Here is a 14,321-nt window from a genome sequence, read left to right on the forward strand (position 1 = left end):
AATTATACCAAACTGGCAAGACTCATGCTATTTTTCTGTTTACAAAGCCTGGACTTTCAAGGGGTGCAGGGGATTTTTACCTGCGAAGTTTGAGTCAAAACGTAAAAAATCATGAGCTGAATATATTTTTGTATATTGTACCTATCCTTTTCACTGCTCTAAGTGGAATAAATTGCGCAATGTTGCAATTACTAACGTCGACAAATCTGACGGAAATCATTATGGGGTTTGGTCATGGGATGGATAGAGGAACTATAATTATGTCTTTTGGAATTTTAGGTATAGCTGATTATGCAGTGGCTTTATATTATTATCTACATAACAATAACCAAAGCAATTCGACCAAATGTGCCCAAAAGCAAAAAAGGGCTAATCCATTAATTCTTCCAATTTTAATGATTGTTAATATTGGCTGGCTGTATTTATGGAAAGATGCAGTTTATGTTTTGGTGAAATTGATTTTGCATATTTAGAACTAATATTATTAATAATTATTCACCGTTGAGGATCGATTTACATTGAAAAAGCCATTCTCTGTACTTGGCGCATTAAATTGAGAAATATGGGGAACAAGGAAGATTACAAAACAGACGGTATGTATATTTCCTATGTTTTATCATATCTCTCATATGGCACAAACTATTTCGTACGTAGCTGCAGAAACTAATCATCCCATCATAGGAGCAGTCATATCTATTATTGGAGAAAGTGTATCAGATGAACTCTCTGAACAGCTGAAGGATAAAGCAAAAAAATCTTTTGGTAACCGATGAGGAAAAAGAAAGTGAAAAAGAAATAGAAAGGGTCAAGATACAGAAGGATAATTAATTAAATGTCTTATCCAAAGAAAGGGATGCTATATTGATACAGTATAGATTGATTTTGCTTATGGACAGCGTTTTATTTATGATAAGCAATCGCCTGCAGCAAGGCGAGACGAAAACGCAAAAATTATATTATTATGCAGGCGGTTTATCAGGCTTATTATATTTTTCATGGCTTTTATACATTAGTGTAAACCATTATGATTTTAATGTAGCAGTCATGTTCTGCTTTATTTGTGCTATTTTTATTCTGCAGAATAGAAGATCTCAGTGGTGCTCCAGAAAAAAATATGATATACAGATAAAACTATATGGGGATAATTCAAAAGAAGCAAAGCAATGCAGGAGGCATATCAGCTGTTTGCGGATATTAAATAAAGCTTATTATATTGGATTGGCGATTTTTATATTTGTGCTTGGGGTTGGATTCCATAATGGAAAACTTTAAGGGAATATATTTGGCTAGACAAGATTTCTTATGCTGCTTTCATCTATTACATATCTGTTGTAGCAAACTTCATGCAACTCCACAACCACAATGACGCTTTTGGAAAGTATTGATACTTTAATGGGATTATTTCTTAATTTGCGTTTTTGGGGGACTGGGGGATTAGTGCAGGAGAAAACATCCACCTCACTGGAAGCACCCTGGAAGCCTTGGGAGACCGGGGATCCCTTATCCTCCATGCAGGAAAGAACATCACCCTGGACACCGGCACCCTGAGTGCCAGGAAAGACATGACGGAAAACAGGGACACTATATAAGGACCTATCGGAAAACGGAAATGGGCAATACCTTAATGGTAGGAAAAGATATGACCTTATCTTCCGGAGGGAATCTTTCTGCAAGAAGCAGCATCCTGGCTTCAGAAAATGGTAAAGTCACCCTGGCAGCGGGGGATGACGTGATCTTTTCAAACGGGTATAATGAAGCCAGGAATGACTACGGCCTGAAATACAAAGAAAAGGGCTTCCTCTCCGGCAAGATTACTGCTGTCAAATGCCATGACGAAGAAAAGAAAGCATCGCCTGCCATCATCTCCGGAGACAGTATATCCATTCTCTTCGGAAAGGACACCAGAATATCTGCATCCCAGATCATTGCTTCCCACGATGTGACGGCAGCGGCTGGCGGAATATCCATATTTCCTCAGCCCCTGAATACGAGTCCCATGATTACGAAAAGCAGGTCAAGAAGAACCAGGAGCAGGATATTTCTACCTTGAATCGGAATACAGAAAGCAGCCTGAATAAGCCGAAGGAAATCTTCGATAAATCCAAGGTGGAAGAAAAACAGGAACTCATCCAGATGAAATAGGGAAACCATGGACAGAAATGTATAAACACGGAGTCCGAGGCCCGGGGGGGCGCACTTGGATAATACAATGCAGTCGGAAATGCAGTGGGTGGGATTGTAGATATCACCGGCGATTTTAATACCTATAGCGGAAAAGACTTGGAAATAGCTGTGGGAATTGATACGTTTAAGCTTGCATTTGGAATCTTAGGAGGAGCATTGGCACCAGTTCCTGGTATAGTAATTTCAGTACCATTGGATCACGGCGCTTATTGGATTAAGCAAAATCTTATAATAACTGATAAGCAAAAACAGAAACGGGGAGATAATAAAAAATGATTGCAGCCTTATCTATTATTACCATGCTGGCCTTCTTCATAAGTCTATTATTCAACTGGATAACCTCATACAAAAATATGGAAACGAATGCATTCAAGATTATCTATACGATGGGATATATAGGAGCACTCTTAGCAGTATTCATTATCCTTGATTTTATCTATCGCATTTCTCAGCCATATTCAGTGATTTCAATGAAATTTATTGTAGGAACACTTTTATCCATGGGAATATTATTCCCTGTCTCAGGATATCTTATTATAAGGATGAAGATATTAAATGCTAAATATGCGTATAAAAGACATAATGCTCCTTTCCCTGAAGATTACGAATGGTGGATTGAATTAAAACGGATAGCATTTGTTTTGAACATTGTTGATATTATTATCGCTGCTTTGATTTTATTAGATACAGTTTGCAGCTGGGATGATTCTATCATTGGGCGGAATTGGAATAATACAGTGGTTAATGGTAAAATGATTTCCAATTATAATAAATATGATTGTTGATTTGAAATAATTGCATTCATTGACAAAAGGAGGAAGGACATTAAGAAAGAATGTCGAAAATATTATTGTTGGGACAACGGGAGAATAGGGGGGGTATAGTTTGGGTATAACTATCTAAACTAATCAGCAGGTAGATAAATCAAATAAAAATGGCGTTCTGGTTATCAAAGATAACGAGTCTGGAGCAGGTCGAATCATAGATTTAGAGGGCAGAACTGGAGAAGTATTTAGTAGTTTGGACTATCCGAATATGCTGAATCCTTATTCGACTGATTTGGTATTTACCCGCACAGATTCGGGCAACCAACATCCTCAGGGAATATATTCATTTGGAGAGCATGATGGATATATAGTGATTAATCATGCATTATATCCAGATGCGGTGTATGACTGGACTGAAACAGACGTAATGGGGAAATCCCTGCTTTCGCATAAAACAACAATGTCTATTGATAAGTTCTCGCTTGCTAAGGATACAGTTGAAGGCATCGGCACTTATCCGTTTGCGCTTGCAAATAAATACGGTGTGGATGCAGGTCATGCAAAATTGTTAGCAACAGGTCCGCTAAAAGCATTGGATATTTACCAGACGTGGCAGGACGATTGGAAAAATTATAGTGGTATTGACTGGTGGGGCGCACAGGGGATTAATATTGGGATTCCGGTAATTTTAAAGGTAGGAATTGGCTTTGCATCATCAGCAATTGTAATTAAGTCGACTGATAATCCAGTTTTAGGGACTATGGCAGGAGTGATGGATAGTATGGTTGCCGGTGAAGCAGAAAGTCAAACCATAAAAGAAGTTAAGGAAAAATTATTGAAAGATAATGATTCAAAACGAAATGAAAAGGAAAATAACCAGAATGATGAAAAAGAAGGGGGAATTTGATGATTCTTTCTAGCGCGTTTTTTATCGTACTGTTGACCGTATTTTTAGTAAGCAGCCGATTACATGAGAAAGAAAGTTTGATTCAGAAACTTTCTTATTACATTGGAGGATACGGTGGCTTTATATATTTTTCTTGGCTTTTATGGCTGTCGATAAATGGCATGGAGATAGATACTGTTACTATGCTGGTTGTAATATCCATTGTGTATCTTTGTGTTCTTAACAGGGTTAAATATAACTTTAAAATCAAATACGAAAATGTCAAAAAGCATGATGAACAATCAAAAGATGTACAGAAATATTATGACTTGATTCGATTTGCATCTTATGGACAGGTGGTCGTCTTTATCGGATTTATGATGATTTTGATGGTTATTCTTTTAGGGATTTATAATGGACGCATTGCCTTATTATAGAGTGACCGATTTTGAGCGCCGTTTCCGAAGAAATTCCTTTACTTTGCACAGTCTGTCAAGAATGAGAATCTTTGACGTTATGCCTGACTTGGTATGGCTTGCGGCGTCATATACATTTTCTATAGAAAGCCCCGAGGTAAAGCTCCGGGGCTTTTCACGAAGTAATAGCTTTTTTCCCTGCGGTTGTATAGAATAAAGGAGGAAGTAAATGAATGGATAGGCAGCTCCGGCTGCCGTTGAGATAAAATGAATCGGGATGTGATAGGTATGTCGAATCGAGGATGGCTGAAGCAGGAGATTCCTCACTGGGTGAAGGAAGAGGTCATTACAGAGGATGCGGGGAAGAAGATTCTTTCCCGGTATAAAAGACAGGACAGTGCGGCTTACAGGGAAGCCCTGTTTATCCTGGCTGCAGTGTGTATTATAGGTGGGATTTTCTTTCTCTGTGCCAGCCTGTGGAGCGGACTGGACCAGGATCAGCGGTTCCTGCTGGCCCTGGCGCCGCTGGCTGTGTCTTTTATTCTGGCAGCAGCGGTGGCGCTGGTGGATAAAGGTCTTTTGGCTCCGAAGGAAAAGAAAAAGGAGATGGATGGCGAAGAAACGGAGGAGGAAGTGCTTCTTCCGAAGAAATCGCCACCGGTGCACCGGGTGCCGGTGTTCCTGCGGGAGGCGGCCTCCACTTTCCATGGCATATGTCTCATCGCCGCCTTCTGGATGGTGGGGGATTCTTTCAAGCTGTCTTCTGATTTGTACACGGCTCTTGCCCTCTGCGCCTTTCTTCTTCTCATCATGACGGTGGTAACGGAGTCGGCGGGCATGGGGATTATTTACATGATTGTGTCCGTAGGCATTTTTTATAGTGCGCCGGTGAGGGGCTGGCCGGAGGCGGCATCCTGGATTTACATGTTCCTGGCTCTGGGAATTCTGGGCCACATGCTCCGGAGCCACCGGGACCGGGCGGTGGTGTGCTTTTCCTGGGTGTGGGCGGTAGGCATACTGCTTCTTATTTTCTGGTCTGCAGGAAATATGCTGTGGCAGACGATCTTCTTCTCCCTGGCAGCTTCGCTTACCTGGATGGCAGGGGGGCTTTTCCGTTCCTACGGCCTGGGGGCTGATGCACTCCGTTTCTTCGGCGGTATTGCGGTATTCGCCGTGCTTTTGGAGGGATCCTATGGCGCTGTGTGGGCGGATATTTCCGGCAGCTATGCGCTGTGGTTCATTTTCCTTCTTTTCCTGGCGGCGGATGGAGTACTTCTTTTCCGTATGGCTTTGAAGAAGGAATGGCTTTCGGTGCTGGCGGGGCTCACGCCCTTTGTCATGGGCCTTTCGGCTATTGTGTCTATTTTTGAAACTTCCGGTGCCCTGCCGGCCATTATCGTTTCCGTATATACGGGCATTCTGGCAGGAGGCGTCATCATCCGTGGCCTTCTGACAGACCGGGCGGTGCAGAGCTGGGCCGGTGTGTTCCTTCTGGCCGGTGACGGAGCCATCCGGGTCATTGACTCGGCCCTTACCTTTGCCCAAAGAGGGTTCTTCTTCCTGGGCATCGGCCTTCTGGCGGCGGTAATCTGTTATTTTCTCTACCTTCCTTCCAGGAAAAAGGCGCCGGTCCATAGGGACAGGGAAAATCAGGGAGAGGAGGGATCCCGATGATATCGAAGAAGTTATCCCTTATCCTTCTGGCCGTGGTTTTTGTGATTGAAGGAGTTTCCCTTTTCTGGATTCGCGGTGATTACCGTTCCACCATGATGGACGGAGCAGAATACGAGGTACCGGCAGCCATCGATTTCAAAGGGGATTTTTACGGGAGAAATTATCTGCCCATTTATATTCCTCTCACCGAAGCGCCCTGGAAGGGCACGGCCACGCCGGAAAAGGGAGAGGAGATCTACCTGTCCTTTGATAAGAACGGGGAGGGGCTGCTGGAAATTACAGGCGCCTCTGACAGGAAGCCCGGCGGTATGTATATCATAACCCGGGTGGTTTCTGCATCGGACGGGCTTGTACATTTCCGCTTCCCTGCGGACCGCATGTACATGCTGCCGGAGCAGCTGAAGAAGCTGTCGGTGGTAGAGCTGTCGGAACGGGTGCAGCTGAAGGATAAGAGCGGGAAGAAGACGGAAACAAGGATGAAGAACGACCTCACTGCCCTGATCCATATCAAGGACGGCAGAGTGGTGATTTCCAAGGTGCTGGCCAATGGTTCTCCGGTGGAGCAGACCTACACCACAGTGGGAAAGAATCTGTCTGTGAAATATGCCAGAAGCGGAAAGGAAAAGGATGCCTATTCCGTAGGCAGGGATATGGAAGAAAAACAATAAGAAATGGAGGGAGACCTATGTACATTATTTTGATGCGTCACGGGGAAGCGGTTCCCCAGACGGAAGATATAACGAACAGGGAAAGAGGGCTTACGCCCAAGGGCATGCGGCAGGCCCGCCGGTCCTCCCGCATGCTGGCCCGTTTTCTGAAGGATCATCCGATCCGGATTTTTACATCCCCCTATGTGCGGACCAGGCAGACTGCCGGTATCCTGGCGGAGGAGTGCTTTGCCGAGGAAATCCATACGGCCGATGAGCTGCTCCAGCCCAACTGGCAGATGGTACGGAATCATCTTCTGCAGGAGGGCTCTCCCATTGCCCTGGTGAGTCACCATCCTTTCCTGCAGTCCTATCTCCTGACCACCTGCAGTGCGGCTGTGAAATTTGACCTGGCCGGCATTGCGGTGATTGATTATGATCTGAAATGGAACCAGGGAAAGCTGATAGGCTATTTCACTTCCGATCTTCGTCAGCTGAAAAAGGAGGACTGAATCTTGATACCAGTACTGACAGTGGCAGGCTCTGATTCTTCCGGCGGCGCCGGTATCCAGGCGGATCTCAAGACTTTTGCCGCCCTTGGCACCTACGGCATGAGCTGCATCTGTGCTTTAACGGCCCAAAATACGAAGGGGGTCACCATGGTGGTGAATACGCCGGTGGACATGGTGAAGGCCCAGCTGGAGGCTGTATTTGATGATATTCCGCCCAGGGCGGTGAAAACGGGCATGCTTTCTTCTGCCCCCATTGTGGAGACGGTGGCCGATTTCCTTTCTTCCCATGGAAAGGTGCCCCTGGTGGTGGATCCGGTGATGGTGGCCACCAGCGGCGCCGTGCTGCTGGAAGAAGAGGCCATTCAAAGCTATAAGGAAAAGCTCATTCCCCTCTCCACCCTGATTACCCCTAATATCCCGGAGGCAGAGGTGCTGTCGGGTCTTTCCATTCAGAATGAGGAGGACATGAAAAAGGCGGCTCTGGCCCTGATGGACCTGGGTCCTTCGGCGGTGCTGGTGAAGGGCGGCCACAGCGTGGAAGATGCCAGGGATATCCTCTATGATGGCAGGGAGTTTCATGTATTTTCCGGCAGGCGGATTTCTACGGAAAACACCCATGGCACCGGCTGCACTCTTTCAAGCGCCATTGCAGCTTCCATGGCTCGGGGTCTTTCCCTCACCGAAGCGGTGGGAGAAGCGAAAAAGTATATGGAAGGGGCGATTAGAAGGGCCGCGGTGGATTCCGTAGGACATGGACACGGTCCGGTGCACCATTTCTGGTTCTATGGGGAAAACTGGGGGCACATGGAATGAACTATCCCTTCTTCGCCTTCATGGCCCGGCTGAAATATATCTCCCGCTGGGGTCTCATGCGGAATTCCATTTCTGAAAACGATGCAGAGCATACCCTGCAGACCGTCATGATTGCTCATGCACTGGCGGTCATAGGAAGGGATATCTTCCACAAGGACCTGGACCCGGAGCGGGCGGCCCTGCTGGCGCTCTATCACGATGCCAGCGAAGTTTTTACCGGGGATATGCCGACGCCGGTGAAATATTTCACCAGTGATCTTCGGGAGCAGTACCAGAAGATAGAAGATCAGGCCCGGGAAAAGCTCCTCCGTACCCTGCCGGAAAGGCTCCGGCCTTCCTATAAACCCTATGTGGTGGATATGGAAAAAGATCCCCTCTGGCCCCTGGCCAAGGCGGCGGACACCATGAGCGCCTACCTGAAATGCATGGAAGAAATCCGGGATGGCAACAGCGAGTTCAAGGAAGCCTTCAAGTCTACGGAAGAAAAGCTGAAGGCTCTTCATATGGAAGAAGTGGACTGGTTTATGAAACACTTTGCTTCAAGCTTCATGGAAACACTGGACGAATTGAATAGAAATATCCGATAAAAAAGGGACTGCGAAGAAAGGTCAATCATTTCTTTGCAGCCCTTTTTTCAGAAAGCACGGATTTTCTGGAGGCCTTTTTGGATTCTTCCCTTTTTATGCCATGGGGGGAAGGCGCCATGGGAACAGCCGTCCTGTGTACGAATCCTTATGACGATGCAGGGCATGAGAATTTTGATTAAGGCAGATTTTATGAATGAATCCATGCTTCCTTATAGACAGAAGGAACATGGGAGTGTATAATTATTTACATAAAACGTATAAATTGCATAAAAATGAGGTGCTCCTATGAAACTTTGGAAAAAAGGCATATTGATTACATCGGCTCTTCTGCTGGCGGCAGGCATGATGGCAGGCTGCGGCGGAGAAAAACAGGCCGCTTCCTCCGCTTCCGGAAAAAATGTGCTGAAGGTAGCTACCAATGCCACCTATGTGCCCTTTGAATTCAAAACAAAGGACGGCAAGGATTATACAGGCTATGAAATCGACGTGGTCAGGGCGGTGGCAAAGGAAATGGGCCGGGATGTGGAGTTTAGAAACATTGCCTTCGACGGTCTCATCCCATCCCTCCAGTCTAAGGAAGTGGATATGTCTGCTTCCGGTATGACGGCTACGAAAGAAAGGGCGGAAAAAATCCTTTTCGCGGCTCCTTTCTATGAAACCAAGCTGGCAGTGGTCACCAAGGCAGACAGTGACATCCACTCTGTAGATGACATGAACAAGGGCCAGGAAATTGCCGTGCAGGTAGGCACCACAGCTGCCTACTACGCCCAGGATAAGGGTATGAAAACAAGAAACTTCGATCACTCTTCCGATATTATTATGGAACTGAAAGCCGGCGGCGCTGTAGCAGGCATTCTGGATAAACCGGCGGCCGATTACTTCGTAGCCACCGATGGCAAAGGCGCTTTCCGGGTGGTGGATGTGCCGGACTCCAAGGTCCAGTACTTCGCCTTCGGCTTCAACAAGGACAATAAACAGCTGCAGCAGGAAGTCAATAAAGCCATTGCGAACCTGAAACAGAAGGGTACGCTGAATGAACTTCATGAAAAATGGTTCAAGACGCCGCTCCCCGATATGCCGGCCACTGCAGAAGAAGCCCTGGGCATCTGATAGACATAAAAAAGAGCTCCCGAAAGGGGCTCTTTTTTAGTGAGCTGGTGGACTGGCAGGACAGCTATCCGCTATCCGCTATCCGCTTCCCGCCGACTGGTACTTATTACCGATTGTCTCATATGCTTCGGGTACCGAGATTCTTCACTTCGCTCAGAATGGCGACACCGGCGGGAAGGGAAAGCCGTAACACCGTCTGATTTCTAACGTCAAATTCACGCCCCTATCCTCCGTCGCCTAACGGCGTGCACAGCGAACAGATTTTGAAGGAGCGAAAGCGACGCACAAAATGTAGTGAGTCGTTTCTCCACGGGAAAGCATGTCACTGGATTCTCGGGTCCCTATGCTCCCCTACGAATCCAGTTCCTTTGCCACTCTTTAGGGGCCATCCCCTTTCTTAGGAAGGGGGCTTTATCACTTCGCCATGCAGTACTGGAGACACAAAGGTAAATTCCGTAACGCTGCCTTTATATTCATCGCCGAAGGCGATACCACAACCCTCGGGCCCTAGGCCCGTCAAACCTGAGAACCTTCCGGCCTTTAGGCCGGTCAATCTTAATAACCTTTGCGCCTTAAGGGCGCAGGACCCCTACATCTTCTCCACTTCTATGGCTTTCCCGTAGGTGAAGGACCAGAGGTAGAGGTGGGACACCGGTTTGCCCAGCAGTTTTTCTGCTGCTTCTCCATAGACCTGGAGCTGGATTTTGTAATGCTCTTTCAGCTCTTCTTCTGTCATGGTGCGGTCGGTTTTGTAGTCGATGATGATGAAATCCTTTTCGTATTCCAGAAGACAGTCCATAACGCCCTGGAGGAAAATATTTTCTCCTTCTTCACATTTCGGGTAGAAGGAACGGGCTGGGAGAAGGATGGAAAAAGGCATTTCTTTGCGGATGTGGGAGGCGGTTTTCATCTTTTCTGCCAGCGGTCCTCTGGCGAAGGCAAGGAGGGAGGACAGGGGGCTGGGTTTTCTCTTTTGAGAGAGAAGGATTTTCCCTTCCTCTTCGGTGAAAACCTTCTCTTCCACCAGCTGCCGCAGGGCGGCTTTCAGGGATTCTGCATCGGCTGGAAGGGTGGTGAAGTCTATCATTTCCATGGCTTTATGCATGAGGGTGCCGAAAGAGGTGCCCTGGTATTTCGTTTCATCGCCTGAGAGGAAGAGGGGCGGTGCCGCATAGTCTGCGTCCAGACTGTCTCCATCATCTGCCAGTATCACCGAAGGCTGCGGCGGCTCATCGCTTGCTGCATATTCTGCCAGTTCCCGGAGGTGCACGGCGGCAGTGGCAGTGAGCTTGGCCGGCGTTTCGAGGGCACCTTGCCAGGGGTAGGTCCAGGAGAGCTGGGCGTCCATCCAGTCTGGCGCCTTGGCTGGAAGATGAGCGAGGAAATGGGAAAGCTCTGTTTTTTCTTCCCGATTTTCTTCCTTTGGTGACGGAAGGAGGCTGTCCTTTCCGTTTATAGGGGAAGCCTCTTTTTCGTCTTCTGTGAGAAGGTCCATCTGGCTGGTGATGGAAAAGGAAAAGCGGGAGTGGTCTCTTGGGGCGTCGTTCCGATAGGAAGGGATTTTTCCTGCCCTGTCCCAGGCATCTTTCATGGTGCGGTGCCGCAGGGCGGCGGGCATGATCCAGTCCAAAAAGGATTTGGCGTTGGCCGTGAGGTGGGCAGGAAGAGGAGAAAGGGCCTCACCGGATCCGGCAGAGGAAAGGGACGTGGTCCAGCGGTCCAGGTCCGAGGCAGCGTCTTTCATGACCGCTGTAACGAAGAGCTTGTCCCGGGCCCTTGTCATGGCCACGTAGAGAAGGCGGGCTTCCTCAGCCAGGTTTTCTCTGTGGGACGCTTCCCTGAGGGCATACCAGTACAGGCTGGGCCAGCGGACCCTGTTCTTTTTGTCGTAGTACTGGATGCCAAGGCCCAGGTCTTTATGACAAATCGCAGTCTGCCAGGTATCCCGAAGGTTGAATTCTTTCCGGGCATCTGCCAGGAAGACCACGGGAAATTCAAGGCCCTTGCTCTTGTGGATGGTCATAATGTGGACAGAGTCGGGCACGGCAGAAATAGCCAGGGCTTTGAAAGATTTCTTTTCCTTTTTCAGCTTGGACAGATAGTTCAGGAAGGAGTAGAGCCCGCTTTGCGGGGCGCTGTCCCGCTCCAGAGCCAGATGGTAGAAGGAAAGGATATGCCCTGCCCGCCAGGCGCCGCCGGAAAGGCCGGATACATAGGTGAGGTAGTCCGTATCTCCCAGTATACGGCGCAGCAGGGGCGCTGTGCCGTCCTGCATGCCGTTTTCCCGCCAGTCACGGTAATGGTGGAGGAATCGGTGGAGCTTCTCTTCCTTTTCTTTCGAAAGGACCGATGATGTAAGGACGGGCCAGAGGTTCGTCTCTCCCTGACGTACCTTTTCCAGATAAAGGAGGGAAAGGTCCTTTTCGTCCAGCCCTGCAAAGAAGGAGCGGAGTACTGCTGCCAGGGCCAGGTCCTGCCGGGGATTGTCCAGAATTTTTAAAAGGGCCCACAGGACTTCCACTTCGCTGTTTTCCATGAAGTCTTCTTCCTTATCAGAAACGGCGGGAATGTGGTTCTCTTCCAGCACCTTCATGAGCTGAGGCCCTTTTCCGGCAATGGAACGGAGAAGGATGACAATATCCCCATACTTTATGGGTCGGAAGGTGCCGTTTTTTTCCATCACCATGCCGCCGTCCATGATTTCATGGATACGGCGGGCGATGAGGCGCCCTTCCAGCGCTATATTTTCCAAGTCCCGCACATCTTCGGACACCTCCGCATCTTTGAGGCCCTCCCTGTCGATGAGGTCCATGGAAACGCTGCCGCCCACATAGGACAGGGGCCTTTCTTCTTCATGGCGGCCGGCATAGAGGGCTTCCGCATCGCCGTAGTCCAGCTCCAGGGATTTGGCTGTCATGATCTGGCGGAAAATGAAATTGATGGACGAAAGAATGGCGGCGTCGCTTCGAAAATTGCGGTTCAGGTCGATTCGATGGCAAGGGGCGTCTTTATCCAGGGAATAGGTGTGGTATTTCTCAAGGAAAATGGTGGGATCCGCCTGGCGGAAGCGGTAAATGCTCTGCTTGATATCGCCCACCATGAAGCGGCTGCTGCCGCTCGATACCAGGGCGGTAATGAGTTCCTGCACGCCGTTGGTGTCCTGGTATTCATCAATCATCACTTCCTTGAACTGGCGGCGGATGGACAGGGCGGCGGCAGAAGGGAAAAGGGCCGCCTTTTCCGGCGTGAAATGAGGATTATCCCTGTCCAGAAGGATGTCCAGGGCGTAATGCTCCATGTCATTGAAATCCATGAGGCCTTCCTGCTTCTTCCTGGTCCTGAGGGCGGCAGAAAAATCCAGGGCCAGACGGGAAAGGACGGTGACTGTGGGAAGCATGGCTGCCGTTTCAGAAATCCATTGCTTTTCCGGTATCTGGGCAAAGGGGGCAATTTCCTTCTGCCACAGCTTTTTGGCGCCCTCCCGAAGGGTCTTGATGGTTTCCGCCTCCGGCGATTTGGTGAAATCGGCGGGTTTGGCAAAATGGTAGGCTTCCGCCTGGGCCTTGCTCATACTTTTCAGCCGGTCAAAGGTAAAAGAAGGCAGGGAAAACCAGTCCTTCCAGCTTTTCATGGCAGAAAGGGTAGAAAAATAGGCATATTCATTGCTCATCTGCTCGCCGTATACCGCTTTTGCGGCGGGGCTCATTTCCATGATGGCAAATATCTGGCGATAGGAGTCCATAATCTTTTCGGAAAGGGACATGAGCTTTTCCAGTACTGGCCTGTCCCAGGCAAGGTCATCCATGGTGGCCTTTTCCGGAATGCGGTAGTGGGAAGGAAGGCGGCGAATCCAGTCCTCCGGAAAGGGGAGGGAGGAGGCAAAATGGAAAATGCGGAGCACCATATCCTTTAAGGCCCGGTCCTGGTAGCGGTCGGCAAAAAGGTCGACGGTGTCAAGAAAATGGACATCTCCCTTTTCATACCATTTCTCCAGTACTGAGGACAGCACGTCATCTTCCAGCAGGAATTCCTCATTTTCGTCGGAAATAATCCTTGTTTTCGGATCCAGGTCCAGAAGGTAGAAATACTGGCGGATAATGGACTGGAAATAAGAATCCAGCGTAGAAATCTGGGCGCTTCCCAGGAGGGAAATCTGTTTTTCCAGATGGCGGATCCGCCCTTCATCATCTGCTTCGTCGGCTTCCTTCAAGGCGTCGGACAAAGCCTGGGAAATACGGGCTTTCATTTCGCTGGCGGCGGCTTTCGTGAAGGTAAGCACCAGAAGCTCATTAATATCCGTATGGTTTGCAGGATCCTTGACCAGACGGGCAATCCGTTCCGTAAGGACCGCTGTTTTTCCACTGCCGGCGGCAGCAGAAAGAAGAAGATTCTTCCCTCTCACCGAAAGGGCTTCTTCCTGTTCTTTTGTCCAGTGGTTACTCATAGTATTTCTCCTTTCAGTGAGGCCATAGTGTGCTGATGTATTCGTGTGCTGGTGGGACAGTGGGAGAGTGAGGGGGCTGTCGGCTTCCGGCTCCCGGCTCCACGCTGGCTGGTATTTACTAACTTTTGTGTCACTATCGGCAGGTGCTGACGTTCAGGATGATGGGTGGGAGGCGGGGAGGAAAGCGTAACGCAGGCTCCTTCCCGCAGACCAGTATTTACTACCGATTGTCTCATATGCTTCGAGTACCGAGATTCTTTGCTTCGCTCAGAATGACGAGC

The 14,321-nt window shown here is 48.5% G+C and carries 16 protein-coding genes; 15 read left to right on the forward strand and 1 reads right to left on the reverse strand.

The window, feature by feature from the left end; translation table 11 throughout:
* From HMPREF9453_RS12130 to HMPREF9453_RS07455, 15 genes are all read left to right on the forward strand, one after another.
* Window positions 1-473: hypothetical protein (locus HMPREF9453_RS12130; RefSeq protein ID WP_008859934.1), on the forward strand; the 473-nt coding region annotated here is incomplete at its 5' end.
* 135 nt (window positions 474-608) lie between these two features.
* Entirely contained in the window at window positions 609-773 is a 165-nt protein-coding gene (locus HMPREF9453_RS12135; RefSeq protein WP_187368067.1) for a hypothetical protein, read from the forward strand.
* A 109-nt stretch (window positions 774-882) separates the two neighbouring features.
* Window positions 883-1,272 carry a hypothetical protein gene (locus HMPREF9453_RS12140; RefSeq protein ID WP_187368068.1) on the forward strand — a complete coding sequence of 130 codons (390 nt, stop codon included), beginning with the start codon at window positions 883-885 and terminating at the stop codon, window positions 1,270-1,272.
* 146 nt (window positions 1,273-1,418) lie between these two features.
* Complete coding sequence (locus HMPREF9453_RS12285; protein ID WP_008859935.1) at window positions 1,419-1,589, forward strand: hypothetical protein; 171 nt, start codon at window positions 1,419-1,421, stop codon at window positions 1,587-1,589.
* A gap of 50 nt (window positions 1,590-1,639) precedes the next feature.
* Window positions 1,640-2,050: a hypothetical protein gene (locus tag HMPREF9453_RS07405; protein WP_008859936.1), complete on the forward strand. Its 411-nt coding sequence runs from the start codon at window positions 1,640-1,642 to the stop codon at window positions 2,048-2,050.
* Between the two features lie 176 nt (window positions 2,051-2,226).
* Window positions 2,227-2,460 carry a hypothetical protein gene (locus HMPREF9453_RS07410; RefSeq protein ID WP_040380176.1) on the forward strand — a complete coding sequence of 78 codons (234 nt, stop codon included), beginning with the start codon at window positions 2,227-2,229 and terminating at the stop codon, window positions 2,458-2,460.
* Window positions 2,457-2,969: a hypothetical protein gene (locus HMPREF9453_RS07415; RefSeq protein ID WP_008859937.1), complete on the forward strand. Its 513-nt coding sequence runs from the start codon at window positions 2,457-2,459 to the stop codon at window positions 2,967-2,969. Before HMPREF9453_RS07410 ends, HMPREF9453_RS07415 begins: the two co-directional genes overlap by 4 nt.
* A gap of 250 nt (window positions 2,970-3,219) precedes the next feature.
* A complete protein-coding gene (locus HMPREF9453_RS07420; RefSeq protein ID WP_008859938.1) occupies window positions 3,220-3,858 on the forward strand; it encodes a hypothetical protein in 639 nt (212 codons plus the stop codon).
* Entirely contained in the window at window positions 3,858-4,274 is a 417-nt protein-coding gene (locus tag HMPREF9453_RS07425; RefSeq protein WP_008859939.1) for a hypothetical protein, read from the forward strand. Before HMPREF9453_RS07420 ends, HMPREF9453_RS07425 begins: the two co-directional genes overlap by 1 nt.
* Window positions 4,275-4,541: 267 nt before the next feature.
* The gene (locus HMPREF9453_RS07430; RefSeq protein WP_187368069.1) at window positions 4,542-5,927 is read left to right on the forward strand and encodes a DUF2157 domain-containing protein; all 1,386 of its coding nucleotides are present in this window, start codon (window positions 4,542-4,544) and stop codon (window positions 5,925-5,927) included.
* Window positions 5,924-6,595 (forward strand): hypothetical protein, encoded by a 672-nt coding sequence (locus tag HMPREF9453_RS07435; protein WP_008859941.1) that lies wholly within the window; start codon window positions 5,924-5,926, stop codon window positions 6,593-6,595. Before HMPREF9453_RS07430 ends, HMPREF9453_RS07435 begins: the two co-directional genes overlap by 4 nt.
* 17 nt (window positions 6,596-6,612) lie before the next feature.
* Window positions 6,613-7,086, forward strand: coding sequence for a SixA phosphatase family protein (locus HMPREF9453_RS07440; protein WP_008859942.1), 474 nt, complete (start codon window positions 6,613-6,615; stop codon window positions 7,084-7,086).
* Between the two features lie 3 nt (window positions 7,087-7,089).
* Window positions 7,090-7,899, forward strand: coding sequence for a bifunctional hydroxymethylpyrimidine kinase/phosphomethylpyrimidine kinase (gene thiD, locus HMPREF9453_RS07445; RefSeq protein WP_008859943.1), 810 nt, complete (start codon window positions 7,090-7,092; stop codon window positions 7,897-7,899).
* Window positions 7,896-8,486, forward strand: coding sequence for a 5'-deoxynucleotidase (gene yfbR, locus HMPREF9453_RS07450; RefSeq protein ID WP_008859944.1), 591 nt, complete (start codon window positions 7,896-7,898; stop codon window positions 8,484-8,486). The genes thiD and yfbR overlap by 4 nt, the downstream gene beginning before the upstream one ends.
* A 285-nt stretch (window positions 8,487-8,771) precedes the next feature.
* A complete protein-coding gene (locus HMPREF9453_RS07455) occupies window positions 8,772-9,596 on the forward strand; it encodes a basic amino acid ABC transporter substrate-binding protein (RefSeq protein ID WP_008859945.1) in 825 nt (274 codons plus the stop codon).
* Between the two features lie 589 nt (window positions 9,597-10,185).
* Here the strand turns inward: HMPREF9453_RS07455 and addA are convergent.
* Window positions 10,186-14,040: a helicase-exonuclease AddAB subunit AddA gene (addA, locus tag HMPREF9453_RS07460; RefSeq protein WP_008859946.1), complete on the reverse strand. Its 3,855-nt coding sequence runs from the start codon at window positions 14,038-14,040 to the stop codon at window positions 10,186-10,188.
* Window positions 14,041-14,321 lie beyond the last annotated feature (281 nt).

The sequence above is a fragment of the Dialister succinatiphilus YIT 11850 genome, from assembly GCF_000242435.1.
In the GTDB taxonomy this organism is placed as follows: Bacteria; Bacillota; Negativicutes; order Veillonellales; family Dialisteraceae; genus Dialister; species Dialister succinatiphilus.

Excerpts from the sequence above, each read along its gene's own strand:
- HMPREF9453_RS07425 (WP_008859939.1), top strand. The coding sequence starts at position 3,858 with ATGATTCTTTCTAGCGCGTTTTTTATCGTACTGTTGACCGTATTTTTA.
- yfbR (WP_008859944.1), top strand. The coding sequence starts at position 7,896 with ATGAACTATCCCTTCTTCGCCTTCATGGCCCGGCTGAAATATATCTCC.
- HMPREF9453_RS07420 (WP_008859938.1), top strand. The coding sequence starts at position 3,220 with ATGCTGAATCCTTATTCGACTGATTTGGTATTTACCCGCACAGATTCG.
- HMPREF9453_RS07405 (WP_008859936.1), top strand. The coding sequence starts at position 1,640 with ATGACCTTATCTTCCGGAGGGAATCTTTCTGCAAGAAGCAGCATCCTG.
- HMPREF9453_RS07435 (WP_008859941.1), top strand. The coding sequence starts at position 5,924 with ATGATATCGAAGAAGTTATCCCTTATCCTTCTGGCCGTGGTTTTTGTG.
- HMPREF9453_RS07430 (WP_187368069.1), top strand. The coding sequence starts at position 4,542 with ATGTCGAATCGAGGATGGCTGAAGCAGGAGATTCCTCACTGGGTGAAG.
- HMPREF9453_RS07440 (WP_008859942.1), top strand. The coding sequence starts at position 6,613 with ATGTACATTATTTTGATGCGTCACGGGGAAGCGGTTCCCCAGACGGAA.
- HMPREF9453_RS07455 (WP_008859945.1), top strand. The coding sequence starts at position 8,772 with ATGAAACTTTGGAAAAAAGGCATATTGATTACATCGGCTCTTCTGCTG.
- HMPREF9453_RS07415 (WP_008859937.1), top strand. The coding sequence starts at position 2,457 with ATGATTGCAGCCTTATCTATTATTACCATGCTGGCCTTCTTCATAAGT.
- HMPREF9453_RS12135 (WP_187368067.1), top strand. The coding sequence starts at position 609 with ATGTTTTATCATATCTCTCATATGGCACAAACTATTTCGTACGTAGCT.
- addA (WP_008859946.1), bottom strand. The coding sequence starts at position 14,040 with ATGAGTAACCACTGGACAAAAGAACAGGAAGAAGCCCTTTCGGTGAGA.